Origin of the sequence: Myxococcus sp. CA023 (assembly GCF_010998615.1) — a bacterium.
Classification (GTDB): domain Bacteria; phylum Myxococcota; class Myxococcia; order Myxococcales; family Myxococcaceae; genus Myxococcus.
This window is the reverse complement of the sequence record NZ_JAAEAH010000015.1, coordinates 98,547-116,567: the sequence shown is the minus strand read 5'-3', so window position 1 is coordinate 116,567 and position 18,021 is coordinate 98,547. Positions and strand designations below refer to the sequence as shown.

Annotated in this window: 15 protein-coding genes; 8 read left to right on the top strand and 7 right to left on the bottom strand. The window is 69.6% G+C overall.

Annotation, left to right across the window (positions count from 1 at the left end; all coding sequences use genetic code 11):
* Positions 1–424 precede the first annotated feature (424 nt).
* The 3 genes from F8M74_RS37785 to F8M74_RS09175 all read left to right on the top strand — a co-directional run bounded on the left by F8M74_RS37785 (position 425) and on the right by F8M74_RS09175 (position 2,661).
* Positions 425–1,237, top strand: coding sequence for a hypothetical protein (locus F8M74_RS37785; RefSeq protein WP_228560456.1), 813 nt, complete (start codon positions 425–427; stop codon positions 1,235–1,237).
* A 137-nt stretch (positions 1,238–1,374) separates the two neighbouring features.
* Positions 1,375–1,611, top strand: a complete 237-nt coding sequence (locus F8M74_RS09180; RefSeq protein ID WP_140787474.1) for a hypothetical protein — start codon at positions 1,375–1,377, stop codon at positions 1,609–1,611.
* A gap of 189 nt (positions 1,612–1,800) precedes the next feature.
* Positions 1,801–2,661 carry a DUF4202 domain-containing protein gene (locus F8M74_RS09175; protein WP_141255740.1) on the top strand — a complete coding sequence of 287 codons (861 nt, stop codon included), beginning with the start codon at positions 1,801–1,803 and terminating at the stop codon, positions 2,659–2,661.
* Positions 2,662–2,690: 29 nt separating this feature from the next.
* On the opposite strand, the gene F8M74_RS09170 is transcribed toward F8M74_RS09175, so the two are convergent.
* The 4 genes from F8M74_RS09170 to F8M74_RS09155 all read right to left on the bottom strand — a co-directional run bounded on the left by F8M74_RS09170 (position 2,691) and on the right by F8M74_RS09155 (position 7,232).
* Complete coding sequence (locus F8M74_RS09170; protein ID WP_141255739.1) at positions 2,691–2,897, bottom strand: hypothetical protein; 207 nt, start codon at positions 2,895–2,897, stop codon at positions 2,691–2,693.
* Positions 2,898–3,048: 151 nt separating this feature from the next.
* Positions 3,049–4,176 carry a HAMP domain-containing sensor histidine kinase gene (locus F8M74_RS09165; protein ID WP_141255745.1) on the bottom strand — a complete coding sequence of 376 codons (1,128 nt, stop codon included), beginning with the start codon at positions 4,174–4,176 and terminating at the stop codon, positions 3,049–3,051.
* An 11-nt stretch (positions 4,177–4,187) separates the two neighbouring features.
* Positions 4,188–4,646 carry a response regulator gene (locus F8M74_RS09160; RefSeq protein WP_141255738.1) on the bottom strand — a complete coding sequence of 153 codons (459 nt, stop codon included), beginning with the start codon at positions 4,644–4,646 and terminating at the stop codon, positions 4,188–4,190.
* Positions 4,647–4,649: 3 nt separating this feature from the next.
* Positions 4,650–7,232 carry a PAS domain-containing protein gene (locus F8M74_RS09155; RefSeq protein ID WP_141255737.1) on the bottom strand — a complete coding sequence of 861 codons (2,583 nt, stop codon included), beginning with the start codon at positions 7,230–7,232 and terminating at the stop codon, positions 4,650–4,652.
* 670 nt (positions 7,233–7,902) lie between these two features.
* Between F8M74_RS09155 and F8M74_RS09150 the strand changes: the two genes are divergently transcribed.
* From F8M74_RS09150 to F8M74_RS09130, 5 genes are all read left to right on the top strand, one after another.
* The gene (locus F8M74_RS09150) at positions 7,903–8,211 is read left to right on the top strand and encodes a hypothetical protein (protein ID WP_141255744.1); all 309 of its coding nucleotides are present in this window, start codon (positions 7,903–7,905) and stop codon (positions 8,209–8,211) included.
* Positions 8,212–8,232: 21 nt separating this feature from the next.
* A complete protein-coding gene (locus F8M74_RS09145) occupies positions 8,233–10,041 on the top strand; it encodes an acyl-CoA dehydrogenase (protein ID WP_141255736.1) in 1,809 nt (602 codons plus the stop codon).
* A gap of 57 nt (positions 10,042–10,098) precedes the next feature.
* Positions 10,099–10,908, top strand: a complete 810-nt coding sequence (locus tag F8M74_RS09140; protein WP_141255735.1) for a hypothetical protein — start codon at positions 10,099–10,101, stop codon at positions 10,906–10,908.
* A gap of 137 nt (positions 10,909–11,045) precedes the next feature.
* Complete coding sequence (locus F8M74_RS09135) at positions 11,046–11,747, top strand: hypothetical protein (protein ID WP_228560458.1); 702 nt, start codon at positions 11,046–11,048, stop codon at positions 11,745–11,747.
* 170 nt (positions 11,748–11,917) lie between these two features.
* Entirely contained in the window at positions 11,918–13,276 is a 1,359-nt protein-coding gene (locus F8M74_RS09130) for a DUF1615 family protein (RefSeq protein WP_141255733.1), read from the top strand.
* Positions 13,277–13,302: 26 nt separating this feature from the next.
* Here F8M74_RS09130 and F8M74_RS09125 read toward each other — a convergent pair whose 3' ends face one another.
* From F8M74_RS09125 to F8M74_RS09115, 3 genes are all read right to left on the bottom strand, one after another.
* The gene (locus tag F8M74_RS09125; protein ID WP_141255732.1) at positions 13,303–14,919 is read right to left on the bottom strand and encodes a hypothetical protein; all 1,617 of its coding nucleotides are present in this window, start codon (positions 14,917–14,919) and stop codon (positions 13,303–13,305) included.
* 156 nt (positions 14,920–15,075) lie between these two features.
* Positions 15,076–16,536, bottom strand: a complete 1,461-nt coding sequence (locus tag F8M74_RS09120; RefSeq protein WP_141255731.1) for a pitrilysin family protein — start codon at positions 16,534–16,536, stop codon at positions 15,076–15,078.
* Complete coding sequence (locus F8M74_RS09115) at positions 16,533–17,942, bottom strand: pitrilysin family protein (RefSeq protein ID WP_044272965.1); 1,410 nt, start codon at positions 17,940–17,942, stop codon at positions 16,533–16,535. Before F8M74_RS09115 ends, F8M74_RS09120 begins: the two co-directional genes overlap by 4 nt.
* Positions 17,943–18,021: the final 79 nt, after the last annotated feature.

The following is an 18,021-nucleotide window of genomic DNA, read 5'->3' as shown; positions in this document are numbered from 1 at the left end:
GGGCAGACGCGTTCACACCCGCATCTTCGAGGAAAGCCCCCATCGGGTGAAGACTCCGGACGTCCTCTTGGCCGCCGCCCATCCCGGCAGGCACCCCTCCCCCGGAGGTCTGCCATTGCCAGCCACGCCCACGCTCCCGCCAAGAGCCCTCACTTCCTGTTGCAGCGACAATGTATGTCACCTTTTCAGCGACCTTGAATTCTTGCGCTGCGGGCTACTCTGCCTCAGAATGAGTCCCAAACGCCCCACCCCTGGTAAATTCCGCCAAGATTTACAGTCCGGTTGCGATAGTTTGTCCTGACTGTACATATTCACTTCCTTCGTCGCCCTCCCGCCGCATTCCCAACCGGAGCACTCTGGACCCTCCCCCATGGAATCTGTCGCCCGCTCCCAGACTTCAGCGCCTCGCCAGGTCGTACGGACCGTGCTTCATGAGGCCCTGGAGAGCAAACTCGGTGGGGAGGTCGTCGTCCGGTCCACCTCCGTGTCCGGACGGATCTTCGTGGTGGCGCGGAAGGTGGCCTGGGCGGTCCTCAATGGGCCGGGGGCGCTCAACTTCTCCTCGGTGCTCATCCGGGAGCGGGTGGTCAGCCGCGAGGACGTCGAGCAGGTGGTGGCGGAGTGCCGGCAAAGCGGGGGCAACTTCTGCGAGACGCTGGTGACGTGGGGCCTGGTTCCCCGGGACACCATGCGGGACCTGCTGCGCCGCCACATGTCGGAGCAGCTGGAGGCCTTGCTGTCGCTGACGGACGCCCAGGCCATGTTCGTTCCGCAGCCGCGCACCTACTCCAGCCAACTGACGTATGGCCTGGATGAGCTGATTTCCACTGTCGCGAAGCCTCCCACCCACCCCCTGGTAGAAAGCGAAGTCATGGCGAACGTGAAGCAGTCCCTGGAAGAGGCGCTGAAAATCGAAGGGGCCTTCGCGGCCTGTCTGGCGGACTCGAAGAGCGGCATGTGCCTGGGCAGCGTTGGCGGCAACCCGGCCTTCAACATCGAGACGGCGGCGGCGGCCAACACCGAGGTCGTGCGCGCCAAGATGAAGGCCATGAGCATGCTGGGCATCAAGGACCGCATCGAGGACATCCTCATCACGCTCGGCGAGCAGTACCACCTCATCCGCCCGCTGACGGGCAAGGAGGGCCTGTTCCTGTACGTGGCCCTCCACCGCGCCAGCGCCAACCTGGCGATGGCCCGCTACAAGCTGTCCGAGGTCGAGAAGACGCTTCAGGTGTGAGCTGTCCCCCAGGTGGATGAGCGCCCGCCCGCCACCCGGGCGGCGCGCCCCACCTCGCCTCGGACGCGCCGGGAATGACGCGGCGCAATGGCAGGTAGTGGAATGACACGTCCCACGAGGGGGGCGAGAGAGGCACCATGTCCTGTCCACAGCCACGACCCACCGAGTTCCGCCTTCCGCTGCGGGCCGAGTCCTTCTCCATCGACGACCACCGCAACGTGCACTGCCGCTTCTACGGCGGCTGCATCGACGTCGCCGTGAAGAAGGACTGGGATAGCTTCACCTGCGCCAAGTGCCCGCTGTTCCACGAGGACCAGGCCCCGGGCGCCAGTGCGTACGCCTTCAACCAGCCCGCGGATCCGGGCCGGCCCTAGCGGTCATCCGCGGACAGGCCCCGGCGGTGCGCGCTTCCATGGGACGAGGGAGCGCCCCACCGCCGGAGCCTCCGTTGACCAGCCCACGCGATGCCGGGACTCCTGGAGGGAGTAGGCATGCGGGGCTCCTGACGCCAGCTTGGGCCCAACCTGCACGGGCGACTCCTCCGCCTGAAGGGAGAGGCCCCCATGCTGCGCCAGCTCCTGCTCTCCGACTTCCGTTCCGAGGGCCCCGCCGCCGGACATGGCTGGCCGCTGGTGCAGCACACGTTTCCCACCGTGCAGCTCGCGCCCCTGGCCGCCGGGCGCGGGGGCCGCGTGCTCCACCTGGACGCTTCCGAATGGAACGCGCCAGCCTTCGACCCCATCGCCTGGGACGCTCGCGTCTTCGATGCGGCGGAGAGCACTGAATGGCTGTCCTTGCATCTGGACGGCGCGAGCCGTGAGGCGCTCGTCGTGGCCGCGCTGGAAATCCTCACCCGCTATCAATGTCTGGTGCGGCGCCGCAACGCAGCCTCGGCCACACCGCTCTTCAGCCGGCTGCTGGCGCGGTACCGCTCGCTGCATGATTTGGAGCAGCCCCGGGTGCGCGCGGAGTTCCACCGCGCGGTGGATGCCTGGCAATGGACGCTCCGGCTGCGGCCAGATGTGGACCTTCCGCCGCAGGCCGCGGCCTTCTTCCATGAAGGGGAGCAACCCACGACGCCGGTTCGCGCCGACCGCGCGGTGCAGGTGTTGGAGGAGGCCGGCGCGGATGACGCCACCTGCCGGCGCGTGCGGGAGTTGCTGACGCGCGACGCGCGCACCGCCAACGCGCGGGACGTGTCCCTGCTGGACACCGCGGACGCGCTGTCGTTCTTCTGCCGGGAGGCCTCCGCCTGGTTCCGCGAGGCCCCGCCCGAGCACCGCCGCCGTCAGGTGGCCCGGATGCTCGCGCGGCTGCGGCCCGAACACCTGCGCTGGTTGGGGCACATGCGCCTGGCGCCGGCCGTGCGCGGACAGCTCGAGGTCCTGGTGGCCGCCCACTTCCCGGTGGACGGCACGGCCTGAGCTGGACGGCACGCGCGCGGTCGCCCACGCTACGCGTGAACGGTCCGGTCCGATGGGCAACCAAAGGCGTTGTCGTTCATCGTGACGTCGCCCGTGAGGCCAGCGGCCTGCTCCCGCTCGGTAATCTCGCGCAGGTGGCGCTCCTGCTTGTTGCCCAAGGCTCCGCCCAAAATCACGGCCATGATGAGGACGGAGAAGATGACGACTCCCAGGATGGTGGCGCCAAGGATTTCCATGAACTGACCCTCGCTTGCTGGGGCCGCGCGCCACGGAGGCGAGCACGGCCACGTTGTCTTCACCCTGGAAAGGTGTGTCGTCCCGCCGTTCACGGCGCTGCATCCCCGGCCGTCCCTGGCAGGGACGTCCGCCCGCCCAGCAGGCAGGCGGCTAACACGCAAGCATGTCTGGTTTCTCGAAGCGAGGCAGACACAGCCAGAAGCGCGTGCCCTCTTCCGACGTGGACGTCACCTGCACCAGGCCGCCGTGGGCCCGCACGATTTCGTGGGTAATGTAGAGCCCCAACCCCAGCCCGTTGCGCTGCGCGCTGCGCATGTCCTGCGCGCGCACGAAGGGGTCGAAGATGTGAGGCAGCCGCTCCTGGGGAATGGGCAGCCCCCAGTTGTGCACCTCCATCCGGACGCCGCCCTCCTCATCGCGCACGGACACGCTGACGGACGTGTCCTCGGGCGAATACTGCACGGCGTTGCCCACCAGGTTGGAGGCCGCCTGGGCGATGCGGTCCGCGTCCCATTCGCCCCAGCCGTTGCCGGACAGGGCCAGCTCGAAGCGGCGCATGGGGTGCGCCACCTCCAGCTCCTCCACCACCTGCCGCAACACTTCGTGCAGGTTCACCCGGGCGCGCGTCAGCGGGTAGCCGCCGCCCAGCCGGGTGCGCGTGAAGTCCAGCAAGTCATTGATCATCCGCGCCATCCGGTCCGCGGAGATGGAGATGCGGTTGACGGCCTTGCGCTGCGGCTCCGCCAGCCCGCCGTAGCGCAGCAGCAGGGCCGCGTTGCCGGAGATGGCCTGCAACGGGTTGCGCAGGTCATGCCCGAGGACACCCAGGAACTGCTCGCGGAACACCGCCGTCTGCCGCGCCGCTTCCTCGCGCTTGAGCCCCTCCTCCACCCGCTTGCGCTCGATGGCATAGCGCAGCGCCCGCACCAGCAGCGGCCCCGTCACCCGCCCCTTCACCAGATAGTCCTGCGCGCCCTCGTGCACCGCCTGCACCGCCAGTTGCTCGTCGTCCGTGCCTGTGAGCACCACCAGCGGCACCGACGGCGCGGCGTTGAGCAGGAGGGGGATGTTGGCCAGCCCCTGCCCGTCCGGCAGCGACAAGTCCAACAGCACCGCGTCCACGCCCGCGCCGCCCAGCACGCGCACCGCGTCCGCCAGCCGCTCCACGTGAAGGACGTCGAAGCGCGCGGTGGCAATCTCCTTCAGCTCCTCCTGGAGCAGCCGCGCGTCGCCCGCGTTGTCCTCCACCAGCAGCAGGCGCAGGGGGCGCCCGTCCATGCTCCGGTCGCTCATGAAGCCTCGGGCTTGGGGGGCAGCCGGACGACGGACAACCAGAAGTCGTCGATGGAGCGCACTACGGAAATGAACTGCTCCAGGTCCACCGGCTTGGCGATGTAGCAGTTCGCGTGCAGGTCGTAGGTGCGCAGGACGTCCTCTTCCGCCTTCGACGTGGTGAGCACCACCACCGGGATGCGGCGCAGGTTCGGGTCGACCTTGATTTCCGCCAGCACCTCGCGCCCGTCCTTCCGGGGCAGGTTGAGGTCCAGCAGGATGAGGTCGGGCCGGGCGGCGTCCGCATACGCGCCCTGGCGCCGCAGGAAGGCCAGCGCCTCCACGCCGTCGCGCGCCACCGACAGGCGGTTGCGCACCTTCCCCTCCTTGAGGGCTTCGATGGTCAACCGCACGTCGCCGGGGTTGTCCTCCACCAGGAGGATTTCAATCGGGCTGCCAGTCGCGTCGTGACGCATGTCTCAAGACTCCGGATGGGACGGTGCGGCGGGCAGCGTGAACCAGAAGGCCGTGCCTTCACCTGGCTGGGACTCCACGCCGATGTGGCCACCATGGCGCTCGACGATTTTCTTGCAGATGGCCAGGCCAATCCCCGTGCCCGGGTACTCCGCCTTACCGTGGAGCCGCTGGAAGATGACGAAGATGCGCTCGAAGTACTCGGGGGAGATGCCAATGCCCCCGTCGCGCACGGTGAAGCGGACCTCTTCTCCCCGCGGCTCGGCGCGCACTCGCACCCGGGGCGGCGCGGCGCCGTGGAACTTGAGCGCGTTGCCCACCAGGTTCTGGAACAGCTGCGTGAGCTGCGTCTCGTCCGCGAGCACCGCTGGCAGCGGGCCGTGCTCCACCGAAGCCTGTGTCTCCTGGATGGCCGCCCGCAGGTTCGCGGTCGCCCGCTCCAGCGCCCGTCCCGCGTCGCACGGGCGGATGTCCCGGACCCGCGTGCCCACCCGCGAATAGGTCAGCAGGTCCTGGATGAGCCGCTGCATGCGGTTCACGCCATCCACCGCGTAGTGGATGAACTCGTCCGCGTCCGCGTCCAGCTTGCCCTTGTAGCGCCGGCCCAGCAGCTGGGTGTAGCTGGCCACCATGCGCAGCGGCTCCTGCAAGTCGTGCGAGGCCACGTAGGCGAACTGCTGGAGCTCTTCATTGGAGCGCGCCAGCTCCTGGGCGCGCTGCTGCAATCCCTCCTCGGCGCGGCGGCGCTCCACGCCCTGGGCAATGGCATCCGACACCGCCGCCAGCGCGGCCGCCGCGTCCTCGCCCAGCGGCTCCCTGCCATAGACGCCGAGCACCCCCACCAGTTGCCCACGCACCATCAGCGGCATGCCCGAGAACGCGCGCACGCCCGTCTCCTTCAACCAGGCGCGGTCCAGGACACGCGTGTCGTTTGTCAGGTCGTCCACGCGGAGCTGGGTGCGCAGGCGGGCCACCTCGCTCACCATGCTGGGGCCGTCCACCCGGACCCGCATCCACTTGTCGCGCGGCGGCGCGGTGGGGCCCGCGTTTCCCGCCAGCTCCAGGGTGTGACTGTCGCGTGAGTACAGCCACAGCCGCGCCGTCTGCGCCCCCAGGTGCGTCACCAGGGCGTCAACGCAGTCCTGGAGAATCTCCGGCAGGGCCTCCTCGCGAGCCAGGGCGAGGCTCACCTCCGCGCGCAGCGCTTCCAGCCTGCGGGCCGCCGCCTCACGTTCCAGACGGCGGGCGGCGTCCTCCACCTGGCGCTGGGCGGAGATGTCCGTGGTGGTGCCCACCCATTCGCGCACGCCGCCGTCCGGATTCAGCACCGGCACCGCGCGCACGCGCACGGGGGTGTAGTGCCCGTCCGGACGGCACAGGCGGTACTCCGCGTCATACGGGCGGCGCAGCTCCACCGCGGCGAACCAGCTCCGCGCCGCCCTGTCCCGGTCCTCCGGGTGCACGGCCGAAAGCCACTCGTGTCCCCGCCACTGCGCATACGTCCGTCCGGTGAAGGCGCGCCAGGAAGGGCTGTCCTCCTCGATGTCGCCGTCGGGGCGCGTCACCCAGACGGCCTGGGTGGAGGCGGTGACCAGCGAGCGGAAGCGCAGCTCCATCCGCCGCGCGTCCTTGATGAGCCGGGCGTTGTCCAGCGCCACCGCAGCGCGCTCGGCCAGCTGCGTGGCGAGCAGGAGGTCCGCCTGGGCGAAGCGCCGGCCTGACTCCGCGTGCACCAGCGACAGCGCGCCAATGGTGCGGCCGCGCGCTGTCAGTGGCACCATCATGGCGGAGCGCAGCCCCAGCTGCCGCGAGATACGCAGGTGCTCCGCGTCACGGGCCCCGGCCACCAGCAGCGCGTCCGGGACATCATGGAGCACCACCGGGGTCCCCGTGCGGATGACGGACAACACGCCGGAGGGGTCTTCATAGCGCGGCGGGTAGCGCACGCGCAGCTCCTCCGCGTAGCGCACCTTCTCCGGGTCCACGTGGGCCACGCCCACCTGGCGCGTGGAGCCATCCTCGTAGGCGATTTCGATGGCGCACCAGTCCGCCAGCGACGGCACCACCAGCCGCGTCAGCGCCGCGAGCGTGGCCTCGTAATCCAGCGAGGACGACGACAGCAGCGCGCCCGCCTCGGCCAGCACCCGCAGGGACTCCGCGGCGCGCTTCTGCTCATCGATGTCCGTGCAGGTGCCGAGCCATTTGACGATGCGCCCGCTGTCGTCGCGCACCGGGTGCGCCCGTCCCAGATGCCAGCGCCACACGCCGTCATGCCGGCGGCAGCGGTACTCCACCTCATAGGGTTCACCGGTGCGCAGGGAGTCCGCCCAGCGCCGGCCCGCCACCTCCAGGTCATCGGGGTGGAAGGCCAACCGCCAGCCCGCCCCCAGTGACTGCTCGGGGGTGAGGCCCGTGTAGGAGTACCAACAGGCGTTGTAGTACTCGTGTTGGCCGTCCGCGCGGGTGACCCAGATGAGCTGGGGGATGCTCTCGAAGAGCAACTGCAAGGCGTCCGCGCCAGGGAGCGCCGACACCGGGCGCTGGGATTCCGGGGCCGCAGCCGGAGGACTACGGAGGGGGTGCGTCATGGAAGGCACCCGACCTTAACAGCCCGCACGGGCCACACCCTCCTGGCGGGAGGCGGCTTTTCAACAGCCGACAGTCCCCCGACAGGGTGAGTCCCACGCCGGGCGGCCAGGGAGGCGGGTCCGTGGACTCCCTGTCAACACCCTCCGGTCGCAGTCGCCTGTCATTACCTGGACAGATAAGACAGACACACCACCCACAATGAAATACATCCCCCGGACGCCTCTCATGCGAAGGCATCAGACGCGGGTCGGGGACAGGGAGGTTCACGGTAAGGCTTCAGGAGGAGCATGGACCCCATGTCCGTCCGCCGTCGCAATGAGAGGCCAGCGCGCGGTACTCAGCCAGGACAGGCGGGCAGGCGAGCCCTCTTCGCCTTTTCCGCACTGCCACCCTCCGGCCAGGGAACGAGCAACTCCCACATGGCGGGTTCGGGGAAGGGACACCACCTTCCGCAAGCGGATATCGCCTGAGAGGGATAGGCCGCGTGAGGAGCGTGACACCCCCATGTGGAGCCCATCTCTCCGTCGAGTCCGTCCCGCGCCGTGGCGCGTGCGGGGTGGTACGCGCGCACCCGCGCGTCCCCTGGCGGCCCCGCCGGCGACGTCTCGTCCCCTGGACACACACGCACCGCTGCGCCCCTATCGGGGACGGCCGCATGGCGTGTCCTCCATGGCCTGTGGACTGTCGCTCACCGCATTGGGCGGCGCCGGCATCCAGGTGCTGGGCCCTTCCTGTCTGGAGCGGCTGCGTCGGCGGAAGCGGGGGCACCATCGCTGGTGGCACCGCTCCCAGGAGCCGCTGATGGAGTCCATGGAGACGGCCCTGACCATGGCGCTGCTCGGCGTGTCCGTCGTGCCGCTGGTGGGTGACGACAGTCCACCGGAGGAGTGGGCCGCCCGGCCCGACGCGGTGCGCGACATCCGGGACGACGCTCCGGACGACGACCTCGATTTCGAGTCTGCCTTCGCGTCCTACTAGCGCGCCTGTTAACACCGGGGCATGACGACCGCGCCCCGCCCCAATCCGCTGTTGTCGGACCGCGACGTGGACTTCCAGCTCTACGAGGTGCTGGATGCCACGTCGCTGTGTGCCCTGCCCGCGTTCGCGGAGCACTCCCGCGACACCTTCACCCTGCTGCTGGACAGCACGCGTCGCTTCGCGCGCGAGGTGCTCTACCCCACCTACCGCGACATGGACGCCCAGCCCCCGTCCTTCCGCGACGGGCGCGTCCACGTCCACCCGCTGATGCGCGAGCTGTACCCGCGTCTGGTGGAGCTGGGCCTGCTCACCGCCACGCGCCCGCCCGACGTCGGCGGGCAGCAACTGCCGCTCACCGTGCACGCGGTGTCCACCGCCTACCTCATGGCGGCCAACCTGAACGTCTACGCCTGGCTGGGCCTGACGCTGGGCGCGGCGCACCTGCTGGAGGTGTTCGGCACGCCGGAGGTGAAGGCGACCTTCATGGAACCGATGTACCGGGGCGAATGGACGGGCACCATGGCCCTCACCGAGCCGCAGGCGGGCAGCAGCCTCGCGGACGTGCGGACCCGCGCGACGCCCGCGCCGGACGGCAGCTGGCGCATCCAGGGTTCGAAAATCTTCATCAGCGGCGCGGACCAGGACTTCAGCGAGAACGTGGTGCACCTGACGCTGGCGCGCATCGAAGGCGCGGAGGGCGGCACGCGGGGCATCTCCCTCTTCGCGGTGCCCTCGCGGCGGCCGGAGGGCGGCACGTTGGTGGACAACGACGTTCGCGTGGCGGGCGTCATCCACAAGATTGGCTGGAAGGGCATCCCCAGCCTGGCCCTCAACTATGGCGAGTCGGGTGACTGCCACGGCTGGCTGGTGGGGCCTCCCGGACGGGGCCTGGCGTGCATGTTCCAGATGATGAACGAGGCGCGCATCATGGTGGGCATGAACGGGGTGGCCACCGCGACGGTGGCGTACCACGAGGCCGTGGCCTACGCGCGTGAGCGCCCCCAGGGCCGGCCCACTGGCGTGCGTGACGCCACGCGGCCGCAGACGCCCATCATCGAACACGCGGATGTGCGGCGGATGTTGCTGCGACAGAAGGCCATCGTCGAAGGGGGCCTGTCGTTGCTGCTCGCCGCGTCGTACCAAGCGGACCTCGCGGGACATGGCCAGGACGAAGCCACGCGCCAGCGCGCGGGCCTGCTGGTGGACCTGCTGACGCCAGTGGCGAAGTCGTTCCCCGCCGAGCGCGGCTTCGAGGCCAATGCGCTCGCGGTGCAGGTGCATGGGGGCTATGGCTACTCCAGCGAGTACCTGCCCGAGGCCTGGTTGAGAGACCAGAAGCTCAACAGCATCCACGAGGGCACCACCGGCATCCAGGGCCTGGATTTGCTGGGGCGCAAGGTGGTGGCCGGAGGCGGCGCGGCGCTCCAGTCCTTCGCGGAGGAAGTGGGCACCACGGTGGCGCGAGCACGCGCGGCGGGCGTGACGCCGGAGTGGGGCGAAGCGCTCGAACAGGCCCTTGCGGAGACCACTACCGTGGTGACGGAGTTGGGCGCGCGTGGCATGTCCGGCGAGGTGGAGTTGATGCTGCGGCACAGCGCGGACTTCCTGGAGCTGTTCAGCGTGCTCGCGGTGGCCTGGCGCTGGCTGGCCCAGGCCGCGGCGGCGAAGGAGGCGCTGGGGCGCGGCGCCCCGGACGCTGACTTCTACGAGGGCAAGCTGGCCGCGGCGCAGTACTGGTTCGCGGTGGAGCTGCCCCGAGTGCCACTGCTCGCCCGGCTCTGCCGGACAGGAGAGGATTCCTACGCGCGCATGCGCCCGGAATGGTTCTGAGACGACGCCCCGGACGATTCCCCTGCATGAATCGTTGGAGCTCGTAAGATGCAAGGCGTGACTGTTTCTTTCCACCTGTGCCAGCCCGGTGGAGGCGCGTCGTGTGGTGCCTGCTGCGGCCTCTACAACTTCCGGGACCATTCCCGCCTGGCCGTGGCGGAGCAGCTCTCCATGCAGACGGAGCGGCTGCGCCGCGTGCCCTGGGAAGCCTCGGCGTGGCACGAAGCCGCCCGTGAGTTGCTGGCGGCCCGGCGCGCCGAGCCCATGTTCTCCGCCGTGCGGGTGTGTCCGCTGCTGGGCTTCCTGGACAACGAGCGCAAGCAGGTGGGCTGCCTGGCCCACCCGCTGGTGACGGGCGGCACGGACTTGCGGGACTGCGGTGTGTACCGCTCATCCGTCTGTGAGACGTTCACCTGCCCCTCGTTCGGCTGGCTGACGGACGCCCAGGCGAGGCTGGTGCAAGTGGCCTGCGCGGACTGGTACCTGTACGGGCTGGTCATCACCGACGTGGAGTTCGTCCGCGGCTGCCTGCGCCTGCTGGAGTGGGAGCTGGGCGGGCCCGCGCGTCCGGAAGTGCTGGTGGAGCAGCCGGAGGCGCTCGCCGCGATACGGCGGATGTTCGCCTTGAAGGAGACGGCGCCGCGACGGGGCACGAACGCCACGGTGTTCGGCCGCTTCAACCGGGACGCCGATGGCGAGCCCGTGCCGCGCACCGTGGACTACGTGAAGCTGGGCGTGCGCGCGTCGCCGGAGGACGACGTGGTGCTGTGCCTGGGCTATGCGCCGAAGGACGCCACGGAGCTGATGGGCGCGCGCGAACTGGTGCGCTCGCACGTGAAGGCCGTGGCCCGCGCGCTGGCGGCGTGACGAGTGTCCAACCGTCATCGCGGGTTTCCAACGCACGGCTCCCACCGAGGGGCCGGCGCACACAGCTTGCAATGGAAGCCGCGAAACGGAACGCGTGGGAACTCGAGGGGAACAGGATGGGAAGAGGATGGGCGTGGGTGGGGTTGCTGGGACTCTTCGCGTTGACGACGGGCTGCCGTGAGCGGGAGCCTCGGGCGGCGGCGGTCACACCCAGCGGCGTGAAAGCGGAGATGACGGCCAGGGCCATTGAACGCGAGCCCGCGATGGCGGTGAACAGTTCGACGGAGCCCGCGGCGCTCCAGCCCGCGATGGCGGTGCAGGAACGGGCGCCCCGGATGAACACTCCGGCGCGAGCGCCTACGACCCTGAGCGACACGTCCGTGGCTCCGCTGGAGGGCGCACCCGTGCGCGCACCGGCTCCGGTGGCGGAGTCCTCCGCGCCACGGACGCAGCAGCAGGCGACCGCGAGCCGGGTGATGATTGGCTCCGAGGCGGTCCAGGCCCGGGAGGATGAGGACTGGTACCTGGGCGCGGCGCGCGCGGCGCAGGACGCGACGGTGGAGACGGGCCAGGGAGGCTCAGGCAATGCGCCCCTGGAGGACGTCATCATCGCCTCCAGCTCCGTGAACGGGCGCGTCACGCAGGTGAAGCAGAACACCCTCATCGTGAAGGACCGGGAGGGCAGCGTCTACGAGTTGGAGCTGGACCAGCGCAGCCTTGGCTTGCGGCAGGGGCGGAAGGTGCCGCTGCGTCAGCTGCGGGAAGGCACGCCGGTGCGTGCGCAGTTCGTCCTCATGGGTGGCCGCACCATCGCGCGCGACGTGCAGATCCGCCGCTGAGGCAAGCCCGCCCCGTGGTAGGGCCTGCCAACAGGGAGGCCCTGCCCGGCGTCATCACTGCCTGAAGCCCGTTCGCTCGTCCGCACTCCGGGCAAGCGCAAGGGCCCATGGCTTTCGCCAGCGCCGCGCGCCTCCTGAGATATCGGGGCCCAAGCCTCGGAGGCGAGCGCATGCAGGAGCCCATTCCACCGCGGTCCCACACGTCCGGCTGGCACCGTGCGTGGCGCGGCCTGTGGGTGACACCCACTGCGAAGCCCACCTGGACGCAGGCGCCCCTCCGCGACTCGGGCCCCGGTGCCCACGAGACAACCGATGTGCGACCGCCCCCGGCGGGGTCCCCACACCGTGGCCGCGCCTGGCTGGGCATGCTGGTGGCACTGGGTTCAATGACCGCATGCGCGACGCGCGGAGCGGGCTCGGCCCAGCCGTCCATTCCACCACCGCCCCGGCTCTCCGCGTCACAGGTCGCGAAGCTGATGCCGCCGCAGCTCCAGGACCGCGAGGGTTGGGCGCGCGACGTGCTGGCCGCGCTGGAGGTGGAGGAGATTGCCCCGTCACCGCCCGCGGTGTGCTCGGTGCTGGCCGTCATCGAACAGGAGTCCGGCTACAAGGTCGACCCGGCTGTCGCGGGGCTTCCGAAGATGGTCCGCACGCGCCTGGAGGAGCACGCGAACAAGCTGGGCCCCCTGGGCCGCAAGGTCCTGGCGTCGGTGCTGGAAGGCCGGGCGAAGGGCAGCAAGAAGACGTTCGACGAACGGCTGCGCGCGCTGCGCACCGAGCGCGACCTGGACCGGCTCTTCCGCGACATGCTCGCGTATTACGAGAACGAATTCCCAAGCGCCTTCAAGGTCGTGGACTTCGCCAGCGGCGTCTTCGCATCGGGGAACCTGAACGAGTTCAACCCCGTCACCACCGCCGGCTCCATGCAGGTGAGCGTGCGCTACGCGATGCAGAAGGCGGGCGAGGACGCGGACCCGGCCGAGGTGCGCGAGTCGATGTACACCCGCGCGGGCGGCGTGCGTTACGGCACCGCGCGACTGCTGGGTTACGAGGCCGCCTACCCCGAGCCCCTCTTCCGCTTCGCGGACTACAACGCGGGCGTCTATGCCTCACGCAACGCCGCGCTCCAGTCGCAGGTGAGCCGTCTCACCGGCCACCCCCTGGCGCCCGACGGAGACCTCCAGCTCTACGACAAGCAGGGGCAGCCGCGCAGCGAGGACAGCAAGTCGCTGCTGGCGCTGCTCGCCTTCCGTCAGCGCTTCGCCCCCGAGGAGCTCAGCGAGCGTCAGGTGCGCCGCGACGTGCGCCAGGAGAAGGAGCCGGACTTCGAATCCACCGACACGTTCCGCGCGGTGAAACGTGTCTACCAGCGGGAAACGGGCGAATCGCCGTCCTACGCCCAGCTTCCCCGGGTGACGCTCCAGAGCCCGAAGCTGAAGCGGGAGCTGACCACCGCGTGGTTCGCGCGCTCGGTGGACCAGCGCTTCCAGAAGTGCATGACCCGCTACCGCGCGCTGACGGCGAAGTAGCGGGCCCCGGGTTCAGCGACCACGCCTCACGGCGTGGTGAAGAACGAGCTGAGAGTGTCCGCGCGCGCCTGGGGCAACCGGTCCATGGTGCTGAACGGGAAGCGCTCCATCTCGTAGTACGGAGCATCCACGGCCGAGACACGCAGGTAGTAGATGCCCTCTGGCGCCAGCGTCCCGGGCGGCAGCCGCACCTGGGTGACCGAGCCGGGCACGCTCACGCTGCCATGCAGCACCGTGGTACGGAAGTCCTCCCGGAACCGGTAGATGGCAACCCGGTAGGCGGCGGGTGACCCCACCGTAGGAGGCAGCCACGCGATGACGGGACTCGCGGAGCCCACCTCACGGGAATCACTGGCGGGCAGACCGTCAATGGTCAGCTCACGAGGCGGAGACACGCGCGGCAGGATGGGTCCTGCGACGAGGCTATCCAGTCGCTCGTAGGTATACATGTTGCCGGACAGGTAGACCCGGAGCCCGGAGCCCCCCGGCACCTCCGCTTGGACGCGGAATGAGTACTGCGCTCCGCCCACCATCTCCCACGAGGATGGGAACGGGTTGCCGTACGACAAGCGCCGGGTGAAGTTGAACGAAGTGCCCCGCGGAAACGTCAGGGAGAGCGCCTCCCCCGAGTACCCCACCCAGCCGTCGCTCAGGCCGTGGGCCGCGGGCATGACGAAGAAGGAGGGGTAGTTGGCCGTGGCGAGCGGGTGCACCGCGTGTACGTACCGGGTGAAGTCCGGCAGGCGCCACTCGATGGGGAACTCCGTCATCGGCACGGAGCGCATGACGCCCGTCAACGGCATGGGGGTGATGCCATCCGGGACGAAGTCGAACGCCCCCATCTCCACGCTGCGCACCAGGGCCGAATATGCCAGCGGGGTCCCGTCCGGCAGCGTCCCAGCGTCCATCTGGCCGTGCTGGCTCACGTACAGACGGTCTCCCCGGTCCGCCTCGAAGACAGGCAGCGAATAGCCGCTGCTCACCCACATCTCCGCGTTGTTGCTGAGCAGGTGCGTCTGTCCTTCAAGCACCTCTTCGAAGACATTCACGCCGCCATAGAGGTCCACCTGTGCGGACGCGACCTGCAGGCTCGAGCCCGGCTGCGTCACGCCTCCGTAGGGCACCCATGGCGCCAGGTTGACGAGGTTCACCTGGACGGGCGACCCATACCAATCACTGAAGACCGTATCGGGACGGCCCAGCCGGTTGCTGCCAATGTCGACCGCGCGCGCGGACGTGACGACGAAGCTGTTGCCCGTTCGCAGGTAGTACGCACCGGACGGGATGCCCGTGAAGCGCCAACCTTCCGGAGACGCCGAGCCCGACACGACGCTGAACGTGTTCCCGGAGGGAACGTAGATTTCAGGAGGATTCGCGGAGAGGTCTTCCTGGCGCTCCGCGACCCCCACTGCCGTGTGGAAGCGCGTGGTCTGCGTCACCAACACCACGTCGTCGGAATCACCGGGCTCACTGACGTCGGACCGCGGCTCGTCCGTGCCCGTTCCGTCGCCCGAGGGACGGTCCGTACTCACGGGCGACTGTCCGTCGCCGAAGTCCGAAGCGGAACCCGGTTCGCCACCCGCACAGCCAAGCCAGGCAGCACAGGTGGGCACCAGCAGCAGCGACCAGTGACGCAAACGCATTATGACCCCCATTGAGGATGAAGCGCCGAGCACCCTACCGAGGGCCTCTGACATCTCCTGCTGGGCGGCCAGACGGGCTGCGTTGGGGACGGAGGATTCCGCCCCGAAGGCACCGCCGGCCCGACAACCTCCAGGTCCGGCGGTGCGTGGCGAGTCTCAGCGCTTCGCGGACGGCGCGAAGTGCTTGTCGGAAATCTTCATCTCCGTGACGATGCCGTACTTGCGAGCCGCCTCACGGATGTCCGACGCCTTGCCGATGAGGACGAAGGTGAGGTCCTCCGGCGCGGGGAGCTTGCGCTGGATGATGCCGTGCACGCCCTCGCGCGTCGTGGCGGAGACGGCGTTGGCGAAGCCGTCCACGTCGCTGGCATCCAGGCCGTAGAAAGCCAGCTCCGACAGCTTGCCCGCCACCTGCGTCCCGGTCTCCAGCGTGGGCGGGAACTGCCCCAGCACATACGACTTCGCGGAGGCGAGCATGGCGTCATCCATGCCGGCCTTCCGGTAGCCGGCGAGCGTCTCCAGCGCCAGGTCGATGGCGCGGCCGGTGGACTCCGTCTTCGTGTACGAGGCGATGATGACGGGCCCCGGACGCGTGTGGCGGATGAACACGGAGTTGGCGCCGTAGCTGAGGCCGGACTTCACGCGCAGCTCCGTGTTGAGCAGCGAGGTGAAGCGTCCACCGAACACCGTCTCCGCGACCCGTACCGAGGCCCGGTCTGGGTCATCGCGGGCGATACCGGTGTTGCCAATCCAGAAGTACGTCTGGGTGGCGTCCGGCTTGTCCACCAGCAGCACGCGCCGGCCCTTGGAGGCGGCGGTGGCGGTCACGGTGGGCGCGGGCGTGGCGGCGCGCGCCCAGCCGCCGAGCGAGGACTCCAGCTTCTTCGCGAGCGCCTTCGCGTCGAAGTCACCCACCACGGACAGGATGAGCCGGTCCGCGCCCAGGTGGTTCTTCGCGTACGCGAGCACGTCCTCGCGGGACAGGCCGGGCAGTGACGCCTCGCTGCCGTTGACAGGCGTGCCATACGGGTGCCCGGCGAAGTGGAAGGCCTGGAAGTACGCGCCAATCAGCACGCGCGGGTCGCCATCCTTCGCGGCGGCGATCTCAGAGGCCTTGCGCGCGCGGACCTTCTCCAGCTCATTCGCGTCGAAGCGCGGGCGCGTGAGCATGTCGGTGAGCAGCTCCACCATCAGCCCGGTGTCGCGCGACATGAACTGGCCGCTGATGACCAGGGCCTCCAGGTTGGCGGCCACCTGAAGCTCGCCACCCACGCCGTCCACGGCCTCGGCGAACTGGCGCGCGTCACGGCCGCCGGCGCCCTTCTGCAACAGCTCGCCGGTGAGCGCGGCCAGGCCTTCCTTGCCAGGGGGGTCGCCCAGGGCGCCGCCGCGCACCCACGCGCTGAACGAGACGAGCGGCAGCTCCTTGCGCTCCACGAGCAGGAGCTGCGCGCCGTTCTTCAGCGTGACGGTGGTGGCCTTGGGGAGCGTCACGCCTTGCTGCGCCGGAGCCGCCTTGGCGGCCTTCGGAGCAGCGGCGGAGCCCTGGGCCGCGGCGGGGACGGAGGACAGCAGCAGCGTGGTGAACGCGGCCTTCCAGGTGAGGGGGGCGCTCATCGCGAGGCCTCCTTGCGGGAGTCGGGGGTGGCGGCCTGCGCGTCAGCGGGCACGAGCCAGCCAACGGTGCGGCGCTGCGAGTTGAAGATGCGCGCGGCGACCTTGCGGACGTCGTCACGCGTCACGCGCTCATAGCGGTCGGGCGCGTCGAAGAGCTGGCGGTAGTCACCGCGGAACGTCTCCGCGGCGCCCAGCGCGCGGCCTCGGCCGTTGTTGGTCTCCAGGCTGCGCCAGAACTGGGACAGGGTGATGTTGCGCGCCTTCTTGAGCTCGGCGTCGCTGACGCCGTCCTTGACGACGCGGGCCAGCTCCTCGGTGAGCAGGCCTTCCACCTTGGCGACGTCAGCACCGGGCGGCAAATCCGCGTAGACCCAGACGAGCGATGGGTCGAAGCCCGGGCTGAAGTGGGTGTTGACGCGGAGGGCGGCGCGCTCCTCCTCGACGAGGCGGCGGTGCAGCCGCGAGGAGTCGCCGTTGGTGAGGATGCTCAGGAGCAGCGTGAGCGCCTCCACGTCCGCGTCCTTGCCGGAGATGCCGTGGTAGGCCAGCTGGATGAGCGGGGCCTGGGCCTGCTTCTTCACGACGATGCGGCGCTCTCCCTGCTGCTCGGGCTCCTTGGTGCGGACGGGCTCCGGCGCGGGCTGGGAGGGGATGGGCTCCAGATACTTCTCCGCGAGCGCGAAGATTTCCGCGGGCGTCACGGCGCCGGTGAAGATGAGCGTGGCGTTGTTGGGCGCGTAGTACGTCTTGTAGTAGCGCTGGAGGTCCTCGATGCGCCACGACTCGATGTCGGACGGCCACCCGATGACGGGGAACTGGTACGGGTGCGCCACGAAGGCGGTGGCCTGCACCTGCTCCATCAGGGCGCCCATGTTGTCGTTGTCGATGGCGGAGCGGCGCTCCGAGTACACGACGCCGCGCTCGGACTCGGTGACCTTGGGGTCGATGGCCAGGTGCTGGAGCCGGTCGGCCTCGAGGTCGAAGATGACGTCGAGCGCGGAGCGCGGGAACCAGTCCATGTAGACGGTGACGTCCTCGGAGGTGAAGGCGTTGTTGGCGCCTCCGTTGGCCTCCATGACGCGGTCGAACTCACCGGGGCCGTACTTCTTCGCGCCGTTGAACATCATGTGCTCGAAGAAGTGGGACAGGCCGGTGATGCCGGGGTACTCGTTCCGGCTGCCGACGCGGAACCAGTTGTAGAGGACGACATTGGGAATGTCGTGGTCGGGCCAGACGATGACCTTGAGCCCGTTCTTGAGGGTGCGGGACTCGATGCCGGCGCCGAGCTTGGGCGCGGCGGACACGGCGGACTTCGCCACCGGCTTGCCGCCCTGCGTCTGCGCACAGGCCACGGGGCCGGCAAGCAGGGCCAGACACGAGGTCCAGAGTAACGACTGACGGAACATCCGTGCTCCTGTCGGAAGAGCGCCCGGGAACGGGCGGCGGCGCACGATATTCCAGTTGCCACCCTCCTGGGTTGACCAG